The sequence below is a fragment of the Nocardia sp. 2TAF39 genome (assembly GCF_052114905.1).
In the GTDB taxonomy this organism is placed as follows: Bacteria; Actinomycetota; Actinomycetes; order Mycobacteriales; family Mycobacteriaceae; genus Nocardia.
The window spans coordinates 123,008-144,855 of record NZ_JBFRFQ010000004.1 but is presented as its reverse complement, the minus strand read 5'-3'; the positions used below and the strand labels follow the sequence as shown (position 1 = coordinate 144,855).

At 66.7% G+C, this 21,848-nt stretch carries 23 protein-coding genes; 5 read left to right on the top strand and 18 right to left on the bottom strand.

Annotated features, from left to right (window positions below):
* Positions 1-104: 104 nt before the first annotated feature.
* From AB4Z47_RS04255 to AB4Z47_RS04245, 3 genes are all read right to left on the bottom strand, one after another.
* Positions 105-854, bottom strand: coding sequence for a hypothetical protein (locus AB4Z47_RS04255; RefSeq protein ID WP_441947958.1), 750 nt, complete (start codon positions 852-854; stop codon positions 105-107).
* Between the two features lie 381 nt (positions 855-1,235).
* Complete coding sequence (locus AB4Z47_RS04250; RefSeq protein ID WP_441947956.1) at positions 1,236-1,988, bottom strand: L,D-transpeptidase; 753 nt, start codon at positions 1,986-1,988, stop codon at positions 1,236-1,238.
* 195 nt (positions 1,989-2,183) lie between these two features.
* Complete coding sequence (locus AB4Z47_RS04245) at positions 2,184-2,618, bottom strand: winged helix-turn-helix transcriptional regulator (protein WP_441947955.1); 435 nt, start codon at positions 2,616-2,618, stop codon at positions 2,184-2,186.
* Positions 2,619-2,684: 66 nt separating this feature from the next.
* Between AB4Z47_RS04245 and AB4Z47_RS04240 the strand changes: the two genes are divergently transcribed.
* Positions 2,685-3,587, top strand: coding sequence for an NADP-dependent oxidoreductase (locus tag AB4Z47_RS04240; RefSeq protein WP_441947954.1), 903 nt, complete (start codon positions 2,685-2,687; stop codon positions 3,585-3,587).
* Positions 3,588-3,649: 62 nt separating this feature from the next.
* On the opposite strand, the gene AB4Z47_RS04235 is transcribed toward AB4Z47_RS04240, so the two are convergent.
* The gene (locus AB4Z47_RS04235) at positions 3,650-4,309 is read right to left on the bottom strand and encodes a cyclodeaminase/cyclohydrolase family protein (protein WP_441947952.1); all 660 of its coding nucleotides are present in this window, start codon (positions 4,307-4,309) and stop codon (positions 3,650-3,652) included.
* 150 nt (positions 4,310-4,459) lie between these two features.
* On the opposite strand from AB4Z47_RS04235, the gene AB4Z47_RS04230 reads away from it, so the two are divergent.
* Positions 4,460-5,497 (top strand): LLM class F420-dependent oxidoreductase, encoded by a 1,038-nt coding sequence (locus tag AB4Z47_RS04230; protein ID WP_441947951.1) that lies wholly within the window; start codon positions 4,460-4,462, stop codon positions 5,495-5,497.
* Positions 5,498-5,543: 46 nt separating this feature from the next.
* Here AB4Z47_RS04230 and AB4Z47_RS04225 read toward each other — a convergent pair whose 3' ends face one another.
* From AB4Z47_RS04225 to AB4Z47_RS04215, 3 genes are all read right to left on the bottom strand, one after another.
* On the bottom strand, positions 5,544-5,882 hold the full coding sequence (locus AB4Z47_RS04225; RefSeq protein ID WP_441948048.1) for an STAS domain-containing protein: 339 nt from the start codon (positions 5,880-5,882) through the stop codon (positions 5,544-5,546).
* Positions 5,883-6,398: 516 nt separating this feature from the next.
* Positions 6,399-6,560 (bottom strand): hypothetical protein, encoded by a 162-nt coding sequence (locus AB4Z47_RS04220; RefSeq protein WP_441947950.1) that lies wholly within the window; start codon positions 6,558-6,560, stop codon positions 6,399-6,401.
* Between the two features lie 144 nt (positions 6,561-6,704).
* A complete protein-coding gene (locus tag AB4Z47_RS04215; protein ID WP_441947948.1) occupies positions 6,705-6,911 on the bottom strand; it encodes a hypothetical protein in 207 nt (68 codons plus the stop codon).
* A gap of 611 nt (positions 6,912-7,522) precedes the next feature.
* On the opposite strand from AB4Z47_RS04215, the gene AB4Z47_RS04210 reads away from it, so the two are divergent.
* Positions 7,523-8,155, top strand: coding sequence for a PadR family transcriptional regulator (locus tag AB4Z47_RS04210; RefSeq protein WP_441947947.1), 633 nt, complete (start codon positions 7,523-7,525; stop codon positions 8,153-8,155).
* A gap of 152 nt (positions 8,156-8,307) precedes the next feature.
* On the opposite strand, the gene AB4Z47_RS04205 is transcribed toward AB4Z47_RS04210, so the two are convergent.
* Positions 8,308-8,838 (bottom strand): DUF2165 domain-containing protein, encoded by a 531-nt coding sequence (locus tag AB4Z47_RS04205; protein ID WP_441947945.1) that lies wholly within the window; start codon positions 8,836-8,838, stop codon positions 8,308-8,310.
* Between the two features lie 76 nt (positions 8,839-8,914).
* Here AB4Z47_RS04205 and AB4Z47_RS04200 point away from each other — a divergent pair, with 76 nt between their 5' ends.
* Positions 8,915-9,067, top strand: coding sequence for a hypothetical protein (locus AB4Z47_RS04200; RefSeq protein ID WP_441947944.1), 153 nt, complete (start codon positions 8,915-8,917; stop codon positions 9,065-9,067).
* Between the two features lie 1,456 nt (positions 9,068-10,523).
* On the opposite strand, the gene AB4Z47_RS04195 is transcribed toward AB4Z47_RS04200, so the two are convergent.
* From AB4Z47_RS04195 to AB4Z47_RS04170, 6 genes are all read right to left on the bottom strand, one after another.
* Positions 10,524-10,988 (bottom strand): PPOX class F420-dependent oxidoreductase, encoded by a 465-nt coding sequence (locus AB4Z47_RS04195; RefSeq protein ID WP_441947943.1) that lies wholly within the window; start codon positions 10,986-10,988, stop codon positions 10,524-10,526.
* Positions 10,989-11,051: 63 nt separating this feature from the next.
* Positions 11,052-12,413, bottom strand: coding sequence for a glucosylglycerate hydrolase (ggh, locus tag AB4Z47_RS04190; RefSeq protein WP_441947941.1), 1,362 nt, complete (start codon positions 12,411-12,413; stop codon positions 11,052-11,054).
* 67 nt (positions 12,414-12,480) lie between these two features.
* Positions 12,481-13,569: an ABC transporter ATP-binding protein gene (locus AB4Z47_RS04185; RefSeq protein WP_441947940.1), complete on the bottom strand. Its 1,089-nt coding sequence runs from the start codon at positions 13,567-13,569 to the stop codon at positions 12,481-12,483.
* A gap of 13 nt (positions 13,570-13,582) precedes the next feature.
* A complete protein-coding gene (locus tag AB4Z47_RS04180) occupies positions 13,583-14,452 on the bottom strand; it encodes a carbohydrate ABC transporter permease (protein ID WP_441947939.1) in 870 nt (289 codons plus the stop codon).
* 67 nt (positions 14,453-14,519) lie between these two features.
* Positions 14,520-15,365: a carbohydrate ABC transporter permease gene (locus AB4Z47_RS04175; protein ID WP_441947937.1), complete on the bottom strand. Its 846-nt coding sequence runs from the start codon at positions 15,363-15,365 to the stop codon at positions 14,520-14,522.
* Positions 15,366-15,367: 2 nt separating this feature from the next.
* The gene (locus tag AB4Z47_RS04170) at positions 15,368-16,678 is read right to left on the bottom strand and encodes an ABC transporter substrate-binding protein (protein WP_441947936.1); all 1,311 of its coding nucleotides are present in this window, start codon (positions 16,676-16,678) and stop codon (positions 15,368-15,370) included.
* Positions 16,679-16,759: 81 nt separating this feature from the next.
* On the opposite strand from AB4Z47_RS04170, the gene AB4Z47_RS04165 reads away from it, so the two are divergent.
* Positions 16,760-17,932, top strand: a complete 1,173-nt coding sequence (locus tag AB4Z47_RS04165; protein WP_441947935.1) for an ROK family protein — start codon at positions 16,760-16,762, stop codon at positions 17,930-17,932.
* Between the two features lie 216 nt (positions 17,933-18,148).
* Here AB4Z47_RS04165 and AB4Z47_RS04160 read toward each other — a convergent pair whose 3' ends face one another.
* The 4 genes from AB4Z47_RS04160 to AB4Z47_RS04145 are packed head-to-tail and all read right to left on the bottom strand — an operon-like array spanning position 18,149 to position 21,848.
* Positions 18,149-20,434, bottom strand: a complete 2,286-nt coding sequence (locus AB4Z47_RS04160) for a SpoIIE family protein phosphatase (protein WP_441947934.1) — start codon at positions 20,432-20,434, stop codon at positions 18,149-18,151.
* The gene (locus AB4Z47_RS04155; protein WP_441947932.1) at positions 20,431-21,063 is read right to left on the bottom strand and encodes a SpoIIE family protein phosphatase; all 633 of its coding nucleotides are present in this window, start codon (positions 21,061-21,063) and stop codon (positions 20,431-20,433) included. The genes AB4Z47_RS04160 and AB4Z47_RS04155 overlap by 4 nt, the downstream gene beginning before the upstream one ends.
* On the bottom strand, positions 21,056-21,469 hold the full coding sequence (locus AB4Z47_RS04150; protein ID WP_357262434.1) for an ATP-binding protein: 414 nt from the start codon (positions 21,467-21,469) through the stop codon (positions 21,056-21,058). The genes AB4Z47_RS04155 and AB4Z47_RS04150 overlap by 8 nt, the downstream gene beginning before the upstream one ends.
* Complete coding sequence (locus AB4Z47_RS04145) at positions 21,459-21,848, bottom strand: STAS domain-containing protein (protein WP_040779629.1); 390 nt, start codon at positions 21,846-21,848, stop codon at positions 21,459-21,461. Before AB4Z47_RS04145 ends, AB4Z47_RS04150 begins: the two co-directional genes overlap by 11 nt.

Sequence of the window (21,848 nt, the reverse complement as noted above, 5' to 3'; positions counted from 1 at the left end):
GACACACCGCCTCGGGCCGGGGAATCGGGGCGATAGTACTGGGCAGGGCGGCCCGAATGTCTTGTGCCTCAACGTACCTGGCTCAGGTTCGTGCGGCAGCGAATTCAACCCCGGCTGATCGCGCTGATCAACGTGCGATTGCCTTCTTTGGCGGTGGAGACTATCTGCGGGTTGTAGGCGATCGGGCCGTGGCCGGGGCGATATTCCGTGATCACGACGACGTACTGACCCGCGAACGCGCCGGGAGTGATTGCCAGGCAGTGGGTGGTGCCCGCCGGAATGGAGTCGATGCCCTCCTGAATCGCGTCGGCGGTGGGGACCGCGGCGCTGGCGGTGGCGGTGGCACGGGCCTGCTCGCCGGAGCGGGCCACGTAGTAGGCGTGTTGGAAGGCGAAGATTGCGGCCGGCCCGGAGTCGAAACCGCCGATGCCGTTGCCCTGGATCCGGCTGCCGACTCGCTCGGCCGGGCACTGGATGCCGGGTCGTGCCGCGGGTGCGTTCGCCTGTGTCGGCGCTGGCGGTCCGGCCTGCTGGTCGGAGCCGCCGTCCGAGAACTGCATGAAGGCCGCGAAGGTCAGAGCGGCGATGGCGAGCGTACCGAGAAGCGGTGGCGCCCAACGGCGCTTCGTGCGCCGCGGGCGGGAGCGATCGATCAGACCGGAGAATTCGTCCTCGTAGCGCTCGGGTTCGGGCGGCGGGGGCTGCGGTGCGGTGAGCTGCGGTGCGGTGGGTAGCTTGTCGACCCACGCGGACCAGTCGCCCTGGTACTCCTCGCCGCCCGTGGTGGGCTTGTCCGGCCCACCAGGTCCGGTGAGCTGAGGATTCCCGCGGTCGTAGCCGGGTCGTGTGCTCATCTCCGGTCGATCCATCGCCCCACCTTCATCAGGTCACCGTCAGGTGATCCGCACCGGCGCGCACGCTCTGCCGCGTTCGTCCAGCCGAATCCACACGCTCCCTGGGAGAATACTGCCCGATACCCGGTCCGAGTACGTCCGCGGGTGCTCAGCAGGCGGGCGTGTCGAGTGCGGCGAGCAGGTCGCGCAGGGTTTTGCGCTGGGTGGCCGAGGGTGTCACGAGCAGTTCCTCGGCGGCCGCGCGACGCGCCTCGGTCATGCCGGTCAGCGCGGCGCGGCCCTCGTCGGCCGGTGTGACCAGGGCTGCGCGGCGGTTGACGGGGCCGGGCGAACGCGTGACCGCTCCCGCCGCTGAGACCTTGCCGCAGCGCGCGTGCCCGGTTACCAGTGCGTGACCACCGGGTCGCCGACGCCGATCGCGTGGTAGACCCATTCGGCGTCATCGGGCGCCAAGTTGATGCAGCCGTGGCTGACGTTCGAATTGCCCTGCTGCTCCACCGACCACGGGGCGGAATGAATGAAAACCCCACTCCAGGTGAGGCGTTCGGCGAATTCACCCTTGATGACGTAGCCCTCCGGCGAGCTCAGCGGAATGCCGATGGTGCGCGAGTCGAACACCACCGAACGGAACTTCTCCAGCACCGGCCAGGTCCCCGCCGGTGTGTCCCAGCCCGGCTTACCCATGGAGGCGGGCATCGTCCGCACGACATTGCCGCCGACGCTCAGGGTGAACGTATGCGCTGACATGTCCGCGTCGCCGAAGACGCCCGCGTTGGTTCGGAAGTCCGTGCGCGCGTTACCGACTGCGACAACGATACGGGCGTTGGCGGGCAGGAAGCCGGTCGGCGTCCACACCGCAGCACGGTCGTCGGTCCACGCGAATGTGCCCGCGACTGGTTGGGTAGCTCTGATATCTATGGATTTTTCCGCGCGTGCGCGATCCGGGACGGGAGCGGCGAAACGAATGGTCACGGGATGAGCGATGCCCACCACTTGGCCGTTCGAAGGTCCGATCGTTGCCACCGCCTGCGCGGAGGGCGTTCCGATCAGCGTCGCTGTCGCCGCGCCCGACCCGAACGCGGCCAGTGCCACGATCACGGTCGCGAGGAACAAGTACCGAATTGCGCTCCTCATGGCTTCCACCCCTTCGAAATGGTGTGGTAGGCAAAGAAACATTCTAGGCCCGCATGATCAACTCGATCACCGATGACCTGGTCTGTGGTCCAGTTGTGACCCGGCGGACCTGCCTACACTGATCGGCTACCCGGTGGGATGCGAAGGAAACCAGCGCTGACGCAGGCACGGTGTCGGGGAAGCGTGGTGACCCGGTCAGCGGGAGGGACGGGACGTGAGCGGCTTCGGCTCGGTGATCGCCCGCGCGTCGAATTCCGCCCGTGCGGCGAGGATTTGGTCCTGGTGCTGCACCGCCCAGACACCCATGGCGTGGCTGAGTTCGCCGATGCTCGCGCCGAGCTCGCTGAGGGAGTACTCCACCCGCGGCGGCACCGTGGGGTAGACAGCACGGCGGACCAGGCCCTCACGTTCGAGGTTACGCAGGGTGCGGGTGAGCATCTTCTGGGTAATGCCGTCCAGGCGGCGGCGCAGTTCGTTGAAGCGGACCGGTCCGTTGCTGCCGCGCAGCACGCTCAGCACCAGAATGACCCACTTGTCGGCGAGGACGACCAGCATCTCGCGCGCCGGGCAGTGGTGCAAATAGCTCTCGACCAGGCTCGGAGAATCGGACCGGCCACACACAGTATCCATGGGGAACCTCGGTATCAAGAAGGTGCCTTCTTTCCAAAAGGTACCAGGTGCCCACAGAATCGTCGCATGCTCGCAATAACGCAGAAAGTGTTCGGTGGTCCGGAAGTACTCGCCATCGAGGAGGTCGATCGACCACGCCCCGGCGCGGGGGAGGTGCTGGTTCGGGTAGCCGCGACGACCGTCAACCCGGCCGACTGGAAGGTGCGCGCGGGGCTCGTCGGCAGGATCGGTGAATCACCGCTCACGCTCGGCTTCGACGTCTCCGGCATCATCGAGGAACTCGGACCCGGGGTGGACCGGTTCGGTGTGGGTGATGCGGTGTACGGCATGGTTTTCGGTGGTGCAAACGCCGAATATGTTGTGGTGCAGGCACATACGTTGGCGCCGAAGCCGCAGCGCATCGACCACGTGCACGCGGCGGCATTGCCGACGGCCGCGCTGACGGCGTGGCAGGCGCTGGCCGCGATCGGTGCGGGCCAGCGCATCCTCGTGCACGCGGCCGCCGGCGGGGTGGGACATCTCGCGGTGCAGATGGCGAAGCATCGCGGCGCGTACGTAGTCGGCACCGCCCGCGCCGCCAACCACGAGTTCCTGCGCGGGCTGGGCGCCGACGAGCTGATCGATTACACCGCAACAGATTTCGGCACCGCAGTGCGCGACCTGGATATCGTGCTGGACCTGGTCGGCGGCGAATACGGTTCCCGTTCGGCGCGGGTGCTGCGTCCCGACGGCAGGTTGATCGACACACAGGGCTCGGACGCGGAGGACGACCCGCGCTACGAGCGCTTCTATGTCGAACCGTCCGGGGTCTCGCTGCGCGAGATCACCACCATGGTCGAGCGCGGGTATCTGGGCGTCACGATCGACCAGGTGCTTCCGCTCGCGGAGGTCGCGAAGGCCCACGAGATCAGCGAATCCGGCCGGGTGCGCGGCAAGATCGTGCTGGTTCCCTGGAATCCGCCTGCTTGACAACGGCGCAACGCAATGGCGCCGGTGGCGACTCGACCACCGGCGCCGCCCCGAAGCCGGCGCTACCCGCGCAGGGCGTGCACGACGTCGGCGTGCAGGGCGTCCGCGCGAGCGGTCAGTTCGTCGATGCGAATCAGGACGGCGGCGAAGCGATCGCCCTCGACCGCGGGCAGCGACGACACGTTGATCTCGATGTTGAGCTGCGAACTCGCCGCGGCGGCGCGGCACGCGTCGGCGGCGGCGCCGATGTCGGTGACCACGTTCGGGTTCCCGATCGGGAACAGCTCCGCGGCCAGCGTCAGCACCTCGTCGGCCTCGTCGACGACCGCGGCGGGCACGCGCGCGGCTTCGACGAGCGCGGTATTGATCGCGGCAGTGCGGGCGGCGCGGTCTTCCGGGCTGTCTTTCGGCAGCTTGTAGGCGGCGCCGACGGCCGTGAACGCGGCGGCGTCGGCATCGGCCAGCGCGAGAGCCCGGTCGCGGGCGGCGTCGGCGGCCTCGATGATGCGATCGACCACCGGGCGGTTGTCGGCATCCTTGGCGCGGGTGGTGTAGCGCGCGACCATCGCCACCAGCGCGGCCGCCTGCGCGGCGTGCAGCGCGGCCACCGCGCCACCGCCCGGTGCGGGAATCTTGGCGGCCAGATCGCTCAGGTACTGAGCGAGGTTTGCCCTGCCGAAGGACGACGCAGTTTCCGCGGACGAGGTGCTGGGCTGCGACACGAGAGTGTTGCCTTTCGTTCTACGGCGAGGAGGTGGTCAAAGGTAAACGCTACTCGGTTGCGCCGCAGGCCCCGGCCGACACCACCGCCTGTCGCGCGTTCCCCGTGGCCGGTGCGCGGGCGCCGCGTACCCGCCGTTATGTTGAGTGCTATGCGGATCGGATTGGGCATCAACTACTCGGGCGGATTCAAGGAGGCCGCGGCGGAAGTCGCGGACCTCGAACGGGCCGGTCTGGACATCGTGTTCGTCCCCGAGGCGTACTCGTTCGATGCGGTGAGCGCGCTCGGCTACCTGGCGGCCAAGACCACGCGCTTGCAGCTGGCCTCGGGGATCCTGCAGATCTACACGAGGACCCCGAGCCTGACCGCGATGACCGCGGCAGGCCTGGACTTCGTCTCCGACGGACGCTATGTGCTCGGTCTCGGCGCATCGGGCCCGCAGGTGGTCGAAGGATTCCATGGCGTGCCGTACGACGCGCCGATCGGCCGCACCAGGGAGCTGGTAGAGATCTGCCGGAAGGTTTGGCGGCGCGAACGCCTGGAATACCAGGGCAAGTACTATCAGATCCCGCTGCCCACCGGGCAGGGGACCGGACTCGGCAAGCCCCTGAAGTTGATCAATCACCCGGTACGGGAACGCATTCCGGTGCTGCTTGCCGCGCTCGGCCCGAAGAACGTGGAGTTGGCCGCCGAGATCGCCGAGGGCTGGCAGCCGATCTTCTTCCTGCCGGAGCGGGCGAAGCAGGTGTGGGGCGATTCGCTCGCGGCCGGCTCGGCCAAGCGCGATCCCGGGCTCGGCGAACTGGATGTCTACGCCGGTCCGGCACTGGCCATCGGCGAGAACGTCGAACCCTTGCTCGAGTTCGTGAAGCCGCATCTGGCGCTCTACATCGGCGGCATGGGCGCCAAGAGCAAGAACTTCTACCACGCCCTGGCAACGAAGTACGGCTACGGCGCCGAGGCCGACCGCATCCAGGAGCTGTACCTGGCGGGCAAGAAGGACGAGGCCGCGAAGGCGGTGCCGGACGACCTGGTACGTGACATCTCCCTGGTCGGCCCTGCGAGCTACGTCAAGGAGCGGGTCGCGGCCTTCAAGGAGGCGGGCGTCACGGTGTTGAACGTCGTCCCGATGGCGGCGACCTCCGCCGAGCGGATCAAGCTGATCGAACAGCTGCGCGAGTTGGTGTGAGAAGAGCCGTTGCCGCTGTCGGGGATGGCGGCGGCAACGGTTCCGGTCAGCTCTGCCGGAACGCCGCCAGCGCGGCGTCCAGGGTGGAATGTAGCGCGAACACCTGATCCAGGCTCGTCATCTTGAGCTGGCGGCTGGTCGCGGGGCCCTCGGCGACGACGGCGATCGCGGTCGCGGCACCCGCGCGCTGGTGGGCCGCGACGAGCGTCGCCATGCCCGCCGAGGCGAGGAAGCTGACCGCGGTGAGGTCGATGATCAGGGCCGCGGGTTTGCCGCTGAGGATGGCCTCGATCGCGTTCTCCAGCGCCGGGGCTGTCGCCAGATCGACCTCGCCGGCCACCGTCAGCACCGTCGCGCCGTCCTGCGCCGCGATCGTGGTGGTCATCGTGTCCGCGAGGGGATACGCGTCTCCGGAAGTATTGGTCACATCTCCACAACACACAAGTCGCGGCGAATCCGCAACTTTGGAGTGTTCATAGGGTTGAACATACCTCGTAGCTCGACTGGCCCGCCGGTGGCCGGAGGTGTGGAACGCGGCCCGATTGGGCCATCGAGTTCGGCAAGGGTACGGCCGACGAGGTCGAACGCATCCTGCCAGCTTGCCGAGCGCTGGCCATCACAAACATTTTCAACCATTGACCCGGTGCTTCCGGAGGCCGAATTGTGGTGGGTTTGTCGGCGTGCGAAGGTGGCGATGGTATTGACGGCGGGGCGGCCTTCGGGAAGCAGATCTGCGGCGGCTCGGAACACGTGTGGTGCGCGGTCCCACATTTATAGCGCGCACCGCACCTCGGTTTCAGCACGACGTTGCGCGAGCCGCCGGCGTTGGGTGGGTGTTTTCGAGGTCGCCGAATGGTGACAGCGCAACGATTCCAGCGGACATCGCGGGTCCTGACAGCTGTCAGGAGCGGTCCGCCGCGCACCGCGTCGCCTGCCAGGAGGATTCTGTGTGCGGGAAAACCTCTTCGTCGAGTAGGTAGCCGATAGGCGCTGATGCCGTCGTCGACTGTGCCGTGGTGTGTGCGTGGGGCAGCTGCCGGTAGGCGATATCGAGTACGGGCATGTCGGCGGCTAGCCGATTCTGGCGGCGAGTCCGCGGGGCGTATTGAGACCGCAGGTAATGAATGCGCCGCCGTGGATGTACAAGATCGCCGACCCGAAGAAACGACAACTGGGTCAACGCGGTTTATTGAGAAGATGTCATGGTTCAGTGCGCCAGATATAGGCGCTCATTGGGCAAGCGTGGGTAGCTACCGGTGTCTACCGAGGTGACTGCGACATGCTTCGGATACCGTTGGGCACGGCAATCTTGTATGAACAACAAAGCCGCGGTGACGCAAGCCGTGAAATGGAAGAGCACATCACCGAGTTGCACCACCAGGTGCACGTCCTCTTCCTCGGGCTGCGGAGACATCTGATTATCCATCTTCGGTTTCGTCAGCGTCTGGCGTCGGGCGAAAATTTGGGTTCCCATCAATCGTGAAGGCCAGCGAGCCGTAAATCATCAGTTCGTTGCTTATCATGTCCCGATTACCCCCTGTCGTCGCAGGGAAGATATCTGCCGAGTCCTATCGCAGTCCGGCATGGGGAACTATCCTCGACCCTCCCAGGGACTGCACGCCGGTGCTGCCATGAGGATCGTGTTGGCCATTCAGCTGACGAGAACGAAAGGTCCGAAGCATCCACGTTCGTGGTTCGCATGCACTCGGCGTCGATCACGCGCTGGGTGATGAGGCTGGCGCTGGCCCACTTGGGGGAGTTCATCTGGAACATGTCGGGATCCACCTCGTCGACCTCGGCGAGGTGCGCACAGACTGTGGTGGCGGTGTAATCGGTGTCCGGGGGGCAAGGGCAATGTGCTTGGCGGTTGTGTCGCCGGGCTGCAAATCGGTCATGCAATGTCCTCGGAAGTCGTCACCGGAAGCAATCGAGTCAATATCTACGCTGATAGTTATCCGGTGATGTGGGACACACACTATCTACCGATATAGTGGTTGGCAAGGACGGACTGGTCAGTGAGGAGACATGAGCCTTCGTTACGCCCTATTGGCCATGCTGACCGCTGGCCCGGCCACCGGCTACGACGCCGCGAAGCGGTTCGGCGGATCAGTGGGACACGTCTGGCACGCCCCCGATTCCCACATCTACCCGGAACTGCGCCGCATGCACAAGGAAGGCTTGGTCGAATCCGAGCAGGTCCCGTGGGGGCCACGCAGCACCAAGACGCAGTACCGGATCACCGAGGACGGTATCGCCGCGTTCCGTCAGTGGATGAATACTCCGCTCGACCATGCTCCCGAGCGCGATGTACACCATATGCAGGCGGCGTACTTCGAATGGGCCGACCCCGAGCATGCTCGTGAAATCCTGCGCCGCCACATCGAGTACTACACGACCCACGTCGAACTGCTCACGGATGTCCGTGACGGCATCCGAGCCGGAACCGATCCCGTGATCGTCCGCCGCCTCGGCAATTACCCCGACCATGAGCACGCACGAATAATTGCCTACAAGGCGTACACCTACGAAGGAATGATCGCGCGCAGCCGAGCCGAAATCGACTGGGCCAGAAACGGACTCGAACTCGTCGACCGCTTGTCGCAAGACCGCCCCACGGACATCGCTTTCCCTGATGCGACGGTGCGGCCTCCCTTGTGATCGTCGACCTGAAATGCCGAGACCCCGGCACGAAGGCGATGGCGTTCCCATCGTCGGGCGGGAGTGTTCTTCGGGCCGATGCACGCCGCGTCGGTGGCTCGCGGAGGCGGTGAGTAGATCGCAGTCTCTCGACCGGCCTGCCGCGAGTTGACTCACCGTCGAGGCGATTGCCCCGATGACGTCGCCTGTGGTGGTGCGATCGACTCCGGCAGGTGAACGAGGATCAGGCCGACGGCGGCGATCAGGAAGTTCTGCAGCGCGGCCGACGACGCGTTCACCTCCTTGTTGGCCCACATTCGGAACCATTCACCCGCGACCGTGAGGAACCCGCCCGCGAACAGCAGCATCGCCATGGTCCAGCCCAGGCTCGACAGTTTCACGGCCACGTCCACCCCGGCTCGAAGCCGGCGCGGGCGCCCCGCCAGTACGCGGCCCCACACACCCGCGGCGGCAAGCAGCACGAAGGCGATCGAAAACTCCCAGATCACCACAAGAATGTAGGCGACAAGGGCGACGCTGCCGCTGGTGATCGCCCGCCAGTCCGTTCCGGCATTGTGGATCGTCGATCTCATCGACAGTACGGCGGCGACGCCGTGCCGGTTGGTGTCGGTGTCCATGCAGTTGGTGACCGCGACGAATAGATAGTAGAACCCGGTGATCGTCGCCAGCATCGCCACCGCCATCCGACGGCTACCTACTACGTCGAGAATCCTTGTACCGCTGCGTCTCACATGCCCTACCTCAGGTCGACAATCACCAATGTCGGGCCATCTCGGCGCCGACGTCACGGATTATCTCAAGGAGAACGCCGATGCCGCAGCAGAACTCCGGCCGGTGCTGCCCGGCGACTCGCTTGCGCTCATCGTTGTCGCCCGAGGACATCGCGACAGGGAGTATCGCACGGGGGCGTGATTCAGGCCGGTCACCGGGGGCATGTTGCCTCTTCGTGACTCGACCACGAGAAGTTTGTGGCGTGGTGAGGCCTCGGCCCGCGTCCGCACTCCCGCATAGGTGGGAGACGCTTTGACGAGGACATCACATGAAACCGGGTGGCTCTCCGAAAATGAAACCACCGCAGATATTCTCGTATCCGCTGGGCGACGGCACGGCCGCCTGCACGCCGCGGTGTCGACGGTTCGTGGTCGGTATCGTCGCGGTAACCTACTGGCTTGGCGTGCATTCCGGCCATTCGAACCCGTATCGACTGCGGCGTGCAGACGGCCTCGTCGAAACCGCTGGGAGACGTACATCATTCGTCGAAGGAATTATCTGAATCGCCTCTCGCGCAATGCACTCCGATCGGGTGACTGCCTTTCGCCCACCGATTCCTGATCGAAATGCTCTGGGCCAGAGATCTTCTGGCGACCGGCACGAACTATTTCTGCGCCAACATCATTCGGTCAGGTGCGTCGGTTTTCTGGTCGTTGGTCGCGAGAAAAGAGTTCTGAGTGGGTCTTAATGGTAGTTCGGTCATGATGCGAAGCTGTGCGGGTCAGGCCGGAGCCCTCCCCTCGCAGGCCTCATTTCGCGTTGACGGCGCCCTCCCCACTACTTTGCCCATATTGTCGAGGACGGACTTGGTAGCGAGGATCATCGCCGGTTACCTCAGATGCAGAAGACAACACTGCCGAGCGGGAAACATAGCACGACGGATCCCCCGACGGGGGCGGCTGAGTTCGATTGCGACACAACGGAGGGAGTCGTGTTTGCCGAAGCCATAGGAGCTGCGACGGCGCCCAGAGACAGGGTCATTGCTGTCGCTGCGGCGATTTTGATTGCTGTGGTAGACATCTTGCATCCTTCTGGTCGGGTGGATGAACGGCTTTCGTCAATCACTCACAACTCTTAGTGTTCGCCTACATGACCGCGGAAGCTAGACAAGGAAATGTCAAGTTCCGGAAGGTGACGTAACAGGGCGGTCACCCGTGATGTATTCGCGGGTCAGCCGGTGGGTGCTCTGGTACCATCCCGCTGGACTCTTACATCCTCCGCAAACCGGCCGAAGCCGACCAGCCGGAGGGTTCGCGCATAACTATTGCGCGCCGGAGATCGAGGCTTATTTCAGCTCTCCCGGAGCAGGGCAATTGGCGAGGTAGCGGCTGCGTATCGGCACTGCGCTGGGGTTCGGACGGGCGTGTGCATGAAAGCCGTGCAAATCCTCGACTATTCATGGCTGACACTGCCCGAAATGTCGAATTATTTTTATTGATATCCCGAGATGTCGAGTTGCAGCCGGTATGCGCGGATCGATGAGCCGATAGGAGCCCGACTGTGCGCCGTACGAGGCGCGCACGCGTGGGACAAGTGATGATCGTCGTCACCGATGCCGGTGAACAGCTGTGTCGATGAGCCGATGCCGGTGGTCGGGTCAGGACTGCGCGAGTTGGGGTGGGAATCCGCCTGTGGCGATTGGTCCCCACCGGTCGATATGGATGCGGATCAGCGACTTGTTCTGCTGGGCCATCGCTTCGCGGTACTCGTTCCAGTCGGGGTGCTCACCGGAAATACAGCGGAAGTACTCGACGAGACCGTCCAGTGCCTGCGGCATGTCCAGAACCTCGGCGCGCCCGTCGATCTGGACGTAGGGGCCGTTCCAGTCGTCGGAGATGACGCACATCGACACTTGCGGGTCGCGACGGATATTGCGGGTCTTGACGCGGACAGGATAGGTCGACACCACAATGCGCCCGTCCGGATCGACCCCGCAGGTTACGGGCGAAATCTGCGGACGTCCGTCGGCTCGAGTGGTGACCAGCACGCCCTGGTGACGCGGGCGCAGAAACTCGAGTAGTGCGGGCCGCTCTACCTTGTCCGCGGTGGCGATGCGTGGCATATCCCGATCCTAATCGGTGATGCCGGCACCGGGGCAGGCAAGGACCAGTGGCCGCCGCCGTCGCTACCACACGCCGCACAGCCAGTCGAGCACCACGGCGGCGGTCCACGACTGGTTCGTACTGCCCAGCGGCTCGCCCGTGAAGGGCTCGTAATACTCGCCGAACGAGCCGTCCGACACCAGATGCAAACCCTGGGCACGGAACTCGCTTGCGTGCCTCGGCCAGTCGCGCTGCTCGAACGCCCAGCCGAACAGCCACGTGATGACCGGCCACTGTGGACCACGCCAGTAGCAGCGCGAGTCGAAGTCCGGCGACGACGGCGAAATCGACGGTGGCACTGCGGCGAGCAGGTGCGGGTTACCTGACCAGTTCGTTCCGTCCAGGGTCGACATGAGTTGCTTCTCGACGTCGCCGGGCAGGCCCCCGCACAGCAGCGGCGCGAACCCGGCGATCGACTCGGTGGTGAGCCATCGACCGTGCCTGATGTCGCGGTCGCGCGCCATGCCGGTCTCGGGGTCGACGCTGCCGGCAACCGCGTCCCGCGCCCGCGCAGCCCACCTGCGGAGTTCGCCGATCTGCCCGGGATCACATCCGAGGTCCGCGCCGACCCTGGCGAGCGCATCGCTGGCCAGGGCGAATACCGCCGTGGTGAACACGTCGCCCACCAGGAAGCTCGACGTGCGCACGACCTCGTCGGGCTGGTAGTTCACGCGCCTCATCTGCTCGATGAGCCACAGGTATCGGTCGTATTCTTCGCTGCTGGGACGCTCGCTCGCGTCGTTCACCTGCTGCAGGTCGAGCCGTACGTACGGCGGCAGATCCGCGCCGGGAACGACGGCCGCGTACGGCTCATCCCAGCGCGGCGAGTTGTCCATTCCGGACTCCCACCCGTGCACGATCGCCACCAATCCGCTCGCGTCGGGCATGCGGTGCCGCGCGATCCACCGATGCCAGCGATACAGTGCGGGCCACGCGCGTTCGGCGAACCGCTCGGCCAGCTCCGCGTCGGCCTGCGAGGTCTTGCGCGCGATCTCGACGATCCGCCGTAGTGCGATCGCGTGCACCGGCGGCTGGCAAATCCCAGACGTGCGAACATCGGACGGTGCCTGCGGCGCGGAATCGGTTCGCCAGCGGTCCGGGCCCGGGAAGTAGTTGCTGTCGCTGGTGAACACGATGTGCGGGATCATCCCGTCGCCCCACTGCGCGTCCAACAGTGTGCTCAGCTCCGTGACAGCGCGGCTCACGTCGAGGTATGCCAGTCCGATCGAGATGAACGCGGCATCCCAGCTCCACATGTGCGGGTACAGCTTGGGGGCGGCGGTGACGAGCGTGCCTGTGTCGTTGTCGCGCAGAACCAGCGTGGCCTTGGCGACAAGGCGGGCGGGCTGGAAATGGATATCGCGGTCGCCCGCGGCGGTGATCATCCGACCTCCTGTGTCTTGCGGGGGTTCCCGCGCCCCGTCGGCTCGATGAGCGCTGCGCGATTGTGTCTCATCGAGCCTCCAGCAGCAATCCGGTTTCCGGGTCGTACCAGCGGCATGCCTCTGGCGGCATGTGCAAGCTCAGCGTGCCGCCTTCGTCGGCGCGGAAGCCCGGCGCCGCTTGAACTTTCACGGTCTGCCCGCTGACGTCGGTGGTCAGCAGGGTCGACGAGCCGAGCGGTTCGAGCACCTGGAGCTCGCCGCGGACCACGTCGACTACGGGCTCGCTGCCCACCACAATGGCCTCGGGGCGGATACCGAGCCGGAGCGTCCTTCCCACGAACGACGACAGCGCTCGGGGCACGGCGAGTGACTGCCCACCCAGGTCGATGCGCGGCCCGGCTTCGCCCGCCGCGACCTGGCCGGTGAGGAAGTTCATCGGCGGGCTGCCGAGGAAGCCGCCGACGAACTCCGTCGCGGGGCCGTCGTAGACCTCTGTGGGCGGGCCACACTGGGCGATCGCCCCGGCGCGCATCACGGCGACGCGGTTGCCCAGCGACAGCGCCTCGACCTGGTCGTGGGTGACGTAGATCGTGGTGGTGCCGAGCTCGGCGACGAGCTTCTTCAGGTCCGCGCGGAACGACAGCCGCAGCAGCGCGTCCAGGTTGGACAGCGGCTCGTCCATGAGCAGCACGTCGGCGTCCATCACGATCGCCCGCGCCACGGCGACACGCTGGCGTTGCCCGCCCGACAGCCGCGCCGGGTACCTGTCCAGGTACGGCGTCAGCTGCAGCAGCTCCGCGGCCCAGGCGACCTTGCGGCTGATCTCGTCGGCGGGCACGCCGTGCACCCGAAGGCCGAAGCCGATGTTGTCGGCGACCTTCTTGTTGGGGAATACGGCGTAGGACTGGAACACCATCGACAGGTTGCGCCGCCGCGGCTCGAGATAGGTGACGTCCTTGCCGCCGATCACGATCTGCCCGGAGTCCGGGAGCTCCAATCCGGCGATCATGCGCAGCAAAGTCGTCTTACCGCAGCCGGACGGCCCTAGCAGCACCATGAACTCGCCGTCCGCGACCTCGAGCGATACCTCGTCGGTGGCACGCGTCGTACCACCGGGATAGGTCTTCACCAGATTCCGGACAACCACCTCGGCCATTAGCGAACCCCTGTCATCTGAGCGTCGTCCCCCACATGTTCACCAGGTAGCGCCGCATCACGAAGATGAAAACCAGCGCCGGAATGATCAACGCGAAACCGCCAGCGAAGCGGTACGCGGTCGACGCCTCGCCGAGCGCCGTGAGCACCTGCGCCGGAAGCGTGCGGTGCCCGAGTGTGACGATCGTCGCGCCGAGAATCTCGTTCCAGGACAAGACGAACGTGAAGATCGAGGACGCGGCAAGGCCCGGCAGTGCGAGCGGCACCACGATCTTGCGTGCGGCCTGCCAGCGTGTGCAGCCGAAGACCTGCGCGGCCTCCTCGAGGTCGGCCGGAACCGAGACGAAGATACTCGCCGTGATGAGCACGGTGGTCGGCAACGCGAGCGTGGTGTGCACGAGCGTCACGGCGAACACCGTGTCGTAGACCTCGATCCGGAGAAACATCGTGGCGAGCGGCACCGAGAGCACCACGATCGGCAACGCGCGCACGAAAAGAATGAATACCTGGTAGGTATCCTTGCCGCGAAACGCGTGGCGCGCCAACGCGTATCCCGCGGGCGCGCCGACGACGAGTGACAAGAACACCGTGTAGATGCCGACGAGCACCGAGTTACCCAGTGCTGGAATGGTTCCCGTGGCCCGGAAGAACGCGACCAACGTCTCGGTGGAGAACTCATCGGGGATCAACGACTTCGGAAACTCGTTGAGCGCGTCACGCGAGGACACCGCGGAGAGCCCGATGAGCACGATCGGCAGCGCCATGAACAGGGTCACCGCGATACACGCCACCTGAACCCATATCGCGCGCCAGCGGCGCCTGCGCAGCGGCGCACGGTCGACGGGTGGCAGCACGGTCTTCGGCGGCGCCTCGGCCTTGTTCATCGCGACCCCTGTATCTCGCCGGGGTTCCCGCGCCCCGTCGGCTCGATGAGCGCTGCGCGATTGTGTCTCACCGCGCCTCCTCCGGCTGCCGGACCGTCCGCAGGTAGAACACGGCGGTGGCGAGTGAGATCGCCAGCACGATCAGCGAGACGGCGCTGGCTACCGCGGGGTTCTGCAGGTTCGAATACCACTCGTATGTCTCGCCGACGAGTAGCGGGAAGTCGCGCCCGGTCAGGGCCTGCGCGACCGCGAACGCCTGCAACGCGAGGATCGTCCGCAGGATCAATGCCACCTGCAGGCTCGGCCCGAGCAGCGGCAGCGTGACATGCCGTAGCCGCTGCCAGAAGTTCGCGCCGAACACCTGCGCGGCCTCGTCGTAATCGCGCGGAATCATCTGGACGCCCGCCACCACGATGACGAAGACGAGCGAGGTCGCGCGCCAGACCTCGGCGATCACCACCGCGAGCAGCATCGTGCCGGTGTTCTGATAACCGAGCCACTGCACGCCGTCGTCCGAAAGACCGAGTGAGACGAGCAGCGAGTTCAGGTAACCGCGGTTGTCGAAAATGGACAGCCACACCAGACCCGCGGCCAGCTCGGAGATCGCCAGCGGGAGGCACCACAGATAGAAGTGGCCGCTGGCAAATCTCGGCCGTGCCTGCATGAGCAGAGCCATGCCGATGGCGAGCACGAGCTGGATCGGTACGACGATGACGATCAGCACGAGCGTGTTCCGCAGCGCGGTGAAGATGTAGGGATCGTTGAACAATCGGTCCCAGTTGGCGAGCGTGAAGCCGTCGTCGCCACGGAATGCCTCCAGGACGCCCTGCATGAGCGGCCAGCCGAACAGCGTCAGCATCAGCATCATCGACGGCAACAGCAGGATCCACGGCGAGCGCAGTCGTGAAATCATGTCTACCCCACCTTGCAGATGTCGGCGGCCGGGTCGGGAGCCCAGCACGGCACCTTCAGGTCGTCGAGGATGCCCTGTAGCACCCGTGCCTGCTGGTCCAGCGTGGATCGAATATCGGCTCGGTCCAGCACGATCGAGCGAAAGCTGTCCTTGAACACCTTGCTCACCTCTCCCTCGCGCTGGCCGAGGCCCACCGGCGGCAGGGAGAGGATGGTGCCCTTCGCTTCCTGCTGTCTGCGCACCGCGTCCGCCTCTAGTTTGATGGCCGGTGGCAGGTCGTCCGGGATCGTTGTGTCGACGGACGGGAAGAAGCCGTTGGAGCGCAGCAGCTGGATCTGTGTTTCCGGACGGGTGAGTGCGCTGATCGCCCGTTGCGCGAGTTCGGGGTCGGGGCTGCCCTTGGGGATCGCGAGCCCGGCGATCACGGCCATGTAGCCGAGGCCGTGCGCGCCGCGCGGGGCGGGCAGCATGCGCCAGTTCTGTGGGTCGCGCTCGGGCGCGTGGACGAGGCGTACGACGTGGTCCCACGCCATGCGCACTTCGCCGCTCTCCAGCGGCTCCTGCATGAAGTCGTAGTTGGTGCTCGACGACGCACAGTTCGCCCACAGCTCGCGGAAGTACTGCCACGCCGTCACTGCCTCATTCGAGCGAAACGTGGTGATCTGACCACCGGTGAACGAGGGCAGCAGGAAGCCTTGTGCGAAGCGGTGCAGCAGACCCTTCGGGCCCGCGGGCAGGCCGAGCATAGGCCGGTTCCCGTTGGCGCGGCGGGCGGCGATGGCCCAGTCGAGGAACTGGTCGTAGGTGAGCGACGTGGCGTCGGCGCCGGACGGCAGGTGTTCGAGCGCGTCGGCGTGTGCGGCGAGAACGTAGCTCGCGGTGGCCCACGGGATGTACCAGGTGTGGTCGGTGCCCGCCTTGGCGAGTTGCAGGTATTCGCGAGACCAGCCGCGGTCGCCGAGATCGGCGAGCAGGCCGCTGAGATCTTGGAGGTAGCCGTCGGCGAGCGGCGCGACGTCGCCGTGCAGCCCGCCGAGCAGACCGATCTGTGTCGAGCCCGCGTCGACCTGGCTGCGCACCTGGCTCGAGAACGGGCTCTCCTCGATGGTCACGTAGCCGACGCCGGGTGCGGTCTTGGCGAGCAGGCTGCGGAACCGCTCGGCCTCGTCGGCGGGCCGGAACTGCGTGGACAGGAAGATCATGCCGCCATTTCCGCTGGTGGCGAAGCCGGTGCAGGCCGCAGCGGAGAGTGCGGCCGCGCCGACGCCCGCAGCGCGCAAGAAGGATCTGCGCGTCAGGCCGGATACCAGCATCCATGACTCCTGTGCTGTCACACTATGTTTCGAACTTTTGTCAGTTTGGTTAACGTAAGTGGAGTGGGGGATATTGTCAACATGCTCGTGACCACATCGACGCCCTCGAGCCCCACCTCTTCGGGACACGTGCTCGCCCTGCTGCGCGCGGCGGGCCCACTGACGCGGCTCGAGCTGCAGGAACGTGTGGGGCTGTCGAGGGTGACCTTGGTTGAGCGGCTGGACGTTCTGCGCAGTCTCGGGCTCGTCCGCCAAGCCGGACATCGGGAGTCGAGTGGCGGCAGGCGCGCGGAAGTGCTCGAGGTCAACGACACCGGCCGCACCGCGCTCGTCGCCGACCTCGGACAGAGCCACGCGACGCTGGCGGTGGTCGACCTTCGTGGGACGGTATTCGCGCGTGAGGACCACCGGCTGCCCATGCGGCACAGCCCGCGCGAGATCGTGCCGGTGCTACTCGACGCGGGTCGGAAACTATTGCGGCGCACCGAGCGTGCTGACACCCTGTGTGCGATGGCGCTGTCGGTCCCAGGGCAGATCGACCATGAGCGCGGGGTCACCCTGGCACCACCGACCATGCCGGACTGGAACGGTGCACCGCTGCGCGAGCCGTTCGCCGCCGCGCTCGGCGTGCCTGTCCTGCTGGAGAACGACGCGAACGCGTTGGCACTCGGCGACTTCTGTGCGTTGGGCCGTCCCGCAGCGACACTCGTCGGGGTCAAGGTGGGGACCGGAATCGGTGCGGGCGTAGTGATCTCGGGGCGCGTTCACCGCGGCAAGAGCGGCTCCGCGGGCGAGATCGGGCACATGCGGATCGAAGGCAGCCACCAGCAGTGCAGCTGTGGCCGCCGCGGATGTGTCGCGGCCAGTGCCAGCGGGCAGGCGCTGACTCGCGACCTGCGACCCCTCGGAGTGCGCACGGTGGCCGATGTCGTCCGGCTGGTCGACGAGGGCAGGCCCGCCGCGATCCGGGCGACGGAGAAGGCCGGGCGGCTCGTCGGGACTGTGGTCGCGACGATGGTGTCGATCGTTGATCCGACATACGTCCGCGTGGGGGGAGCGGTGGGCGTACTGCCCCCGTTTCTCGAGGGGCTGCGGCGCACCGTCGAGGCGAACGCTCACTCGAGTGCACTGCGCAACCTCGACATCGGCCCATCGCAGCTGGGGGAGAACGGCGCGTTCGTGGGATTGGCGGGCTTGGTGGCCGACGAGATGCTGTCCCCGGAGACGGTGGACGCGATGGTCGCCGCGCGGTAGGGCCGATGCCCGAGCGGGAGCTCGGGGACGCGAGCATGCCCGCGGCTATTCAGGTCAGCCGAATTCCGCCCGCGAACCAGGCCCTCGAGGGCGGGTACCCACCGCTGGGGTCGAGCTCGCGCTGCGGTTTCATGACTGTGTGTGGCGGCCAAGACCTCAGGGCAGCGCGCTCGGGTTGCGGGTTCGGCTGATGACGGGGATTCGATTCCTGCTGCATCACCCAGAAATCCGCCGTTGCGTGTCACGCAACGGATTGGCCACCGGGAATGTAATCGCTGGCAGCGTCACCGACATACGGACCGTCGTGCCTGGTCCGGAGTGGTCGATGTCGAGTTCCTCGGTCAGCGCGCGCATCATCTCGATTCCGCGGCCGCGATAGCCGGGATCGGAGGCGCGCGGCTTCCAGTTGCCCGAGTCGGTGACCATGATGACCACGGTATCGATGTCGCAGGTGGCCGACAGCTGGACCCGTCCGCCGTCGCCGTTGCGGTAGGCGTGCTCGATGCTGTTACTGCACGCCTCGTTGGCCGCCGCGACCAGATCGGAAGCCAGGTCGTATGGCACCGCCGCGGTGGCAAGCCAGCCCTTCAGGGTGCGCCGCAGCACCGCGAGTTCGTCCGCGTGCGCGGGCACGTCCAGTCGCAGCGGTGCGGGCGGCTGGCGGTAGACCACCATCGCGACGTCGTCGTCGTATCCTGCCGCGGGCCGCAGCCGGGAGAGCACGGCGTCCGCCACCTCGCGTGGCAGCCGTCCCGAGGTGTCGGCGAGCACTGCCGCGATCTTGGCGAATCCGTCATCGATGTCGACGCCGCGCTGTTCGACCAGCCCGTCGGTGAACAGCACCAGCGTCGAGCCGGGTGTCAGCGCCGTGGTGGCCTCTGGCCGCCTCGGCGTGTCGAACGTCGCCAGCGGCACCGCACGGCCGCCCTCGAGCAGCCTGCCGGTCGCGGCGACATCGGCGAGGATCGGCGGCATGTGCCCGGCGCTGCTGTAGCGGACGAGCCCGCGTACGGGGTCGAGCACGGCGGCGCACACCGTGGTGCACATGGCGCCGGGGATGCGTGCGGCGACGGTGTCGAGTTCGGCCAGCAGCTGCGCCGGTCCGGCGCCGCGCAGCAGCAACGCCCGCGCGGCCGTCCGCAGCTGGCCCATGACGACGGCGGCGGACAGGCCACGTCCGACGCAGTCGCCGACCACGACGCCGATGGTGCCGTCGCGCAACGGCACCACGTCGTACCAGTCGCCACCGATCTCCAGCGGCGGCAGCGCGGGCTCGTAGTGCACCGAGAACCGCGGCGGCAGCTCGATCGGGCCGAGCATGGCGCGCTGCAGGGTGAGTGAGGTGGCGCGCGCCTGGTCGAAGTTCCGCGCCCGCTGCACCGCGAGGCTGAGATGGCCGATCAGGAGGGAGAACAGCGTCCAGTCAGCGGCGCTGATCGCCCGTGGCGCGGCGAAGCGCAACCACATCGCCGCATCGCCGGTCTCACCGAGCGGGGCGACGATACCCTCGGAGCTCTCGGCGCCCTCGGGAATGGCCAACAGACTGCGGGCGGGCCTGCGCCGGGCCCGGCCGAGCAGCGCCCGCGAGCGCTCGTCGAGCGTGCCATCCCCGTCGCGCGAGGTGCTGTCGGCCCCCACGCCGGAGACGTACACCTCGGGTGCGGCGTTGCGGCTCGGCCACACCGCCACCACCGCGGTCTCCGCGCCCACCGTGCGCCGCAACTCGTCGAGCCCGACGGCGAGCACCTCGACCACGCTGGTCGCCGCGCCGACCGCGGTGGCGAGCCGGGACGCCGCTTGGTCGCGGGCTTGGGCGTCGTGCTCGGCGGTGACGTCACGAATGGTGCCGACGAAGATCCGCTCGTTGCCCTCCGGCTTGATCAGCGCGCTGGTACTCACCGCGAGCCACACGTTGCGCCCGTCCCGGTGCCGGATCGAGATGACGAAACGCTGTGCCTCGGTCCCGAGATGGGGATAGCGCGGACCGTCCGGGGAAGACCACGGATGCGGAAGCGGGTAGGGGATTTCGGCGGCGCCGTAGCCGGTCAGCGCGCCGAAGGCGGTGTTGACCTCGATGATGGTGCCCTGCGCGTCGGCGACGAAGAACCCGTCCTGCAGCGATTCGACCAGCGCGGTGCGGAACGCGTCGCGTCCGGCGAGATCGTCGGCGCGTGAACGCTGTTGCTCATAGCGGCGGGTGCCGTCGAGATAACCGCGGGTGGCGATGTCCAGCGGGACGAGAGTCTGCAACAGGAATTCCAGCGCCGTCTCGGGCAGGCGGCTGTCGGATTCGCCGCTCTCGGACGGGATCTCGTGCCGTTGCTGTTCGTCCTGGACCACCCGGAAGTGGTTCTCGGTGAGGTCGAGCAGGCTGATGCCCTCCACCAGCGCGCGCCGACCGAGCTCATAGCCCTCGGCGAGGCCGGCCTGGGTAGGCGAACCCAGGTGCCGCCGTAGCGCGTCGGCGTAGGCGTTGAGGAAATCGGCCAGCAGCTCACTCATGTCGTCCGGCCTGCTGTGCCGCGATGCCGGGCGGCCAGCACGAGTGCGTCGTCGGTGTCCTTCGCGTCCCTGGCCAGGATCTCGCTGGTGATGTCGGCGGTGGACTTGGAAAGGTCGACCCGCTCGGCGGATTCGGTGACGATGCCGTCGGTGGACATCAAGAGCAGATCGCCGGGGCGGACCGAAACGGACTGCGGTTGAAGGTGCGCCGGTAGCCGATAACCGACGATGCCCGCGGTGAGCAGCACGGTGGCGTGCACGCTCAGACCGATGGGACCCGCGGTGAGCACCCGGGATTCGACGTTGCCGACACCGAGCCAGCGCACCCTGTCGCCCTCCTCGAAGTGGGCGAGCGAGATCGCTGCCCCCCGGGTGTCGGCCAGCGCGCGGTGACAGAGCACCATCAGCACATCCAAGGGCTCGGCGCGGTTCTCCGCGAGCACCTGCGCCGCACGGCCCGCGGCGTCGGCAGCGGCGGCGCCGTGCCCGAGTCCGTCCAGGACGGCGAAAAGGACTGTGCCGCCGCCGGTGTCGAGGACAACCCCGCGATCACCGGAGACATCTTGACCCGGCAGTGCGCGACCGGCCACCGCCCACTCGATCCGGCCGATGAACCCGTCCTCATGCACCGTTGGGTACCCACTTCCACATCTCCACCAGCGTGCCGCGTCCCGGCGCCGAGTCGACGGTGAGCCGGTCCATCAATCGTCGGGCGCCGGGGAGGCCGAGCCCCAGACCGCGCCCGGTGGAGTAGCCGTCCTCCAGCGCGCGAGTTATATCGAGGATGCCCGGTCCCTGGTCCTCGGCCTGCACCACCAGCGCCTGGCGACCCTCGCGGTCATCGACCAGCAAACGTATTTCGCCGCTTCCCGCGTAACTGGTGATGTTGCGGGCGATTTCGGAGATCGCCGTGGAGATCATGGTCCGGTCGGTCAGTGTGAATCCGAGCTTTGCTGCCAGTTCACGTCCGGCTTGACGTGCGATCACGATGTCACCCGACACCCTGACCGCGATCACCACGTTCTCAGCGGCCACTGTCACGACCGTCTCGCTGGCGACGGGCTGGGGTCTTTCGGTCCAACCAGGCGAGGCCCTCTTCCAGATCGAGGGCGGTGTGCATGTCTTCGAACGTGAGCCCGAGCTGCACCATGGCGAACGCGACTTCCGGTTGCAGCCCGACGATCACCGTTTCGGCGCCGCGCAGCTGCGTCATGTGCGCGATGGTACGCAACGATCTCGCCGCGAACGAATCCATCACGTCGATCGCGGTGACATCCACGATGATGCCGTGTGCCCGATATTTGCTGACCTGTTTCATCAGATCGTCCTGCAGGCGCTCGGTATCAGCGTCGGTCAGGGCGGACTGGACCGACGCGATGAGATACGTACCCTGTTTGAGAATCGGAACCGGCAT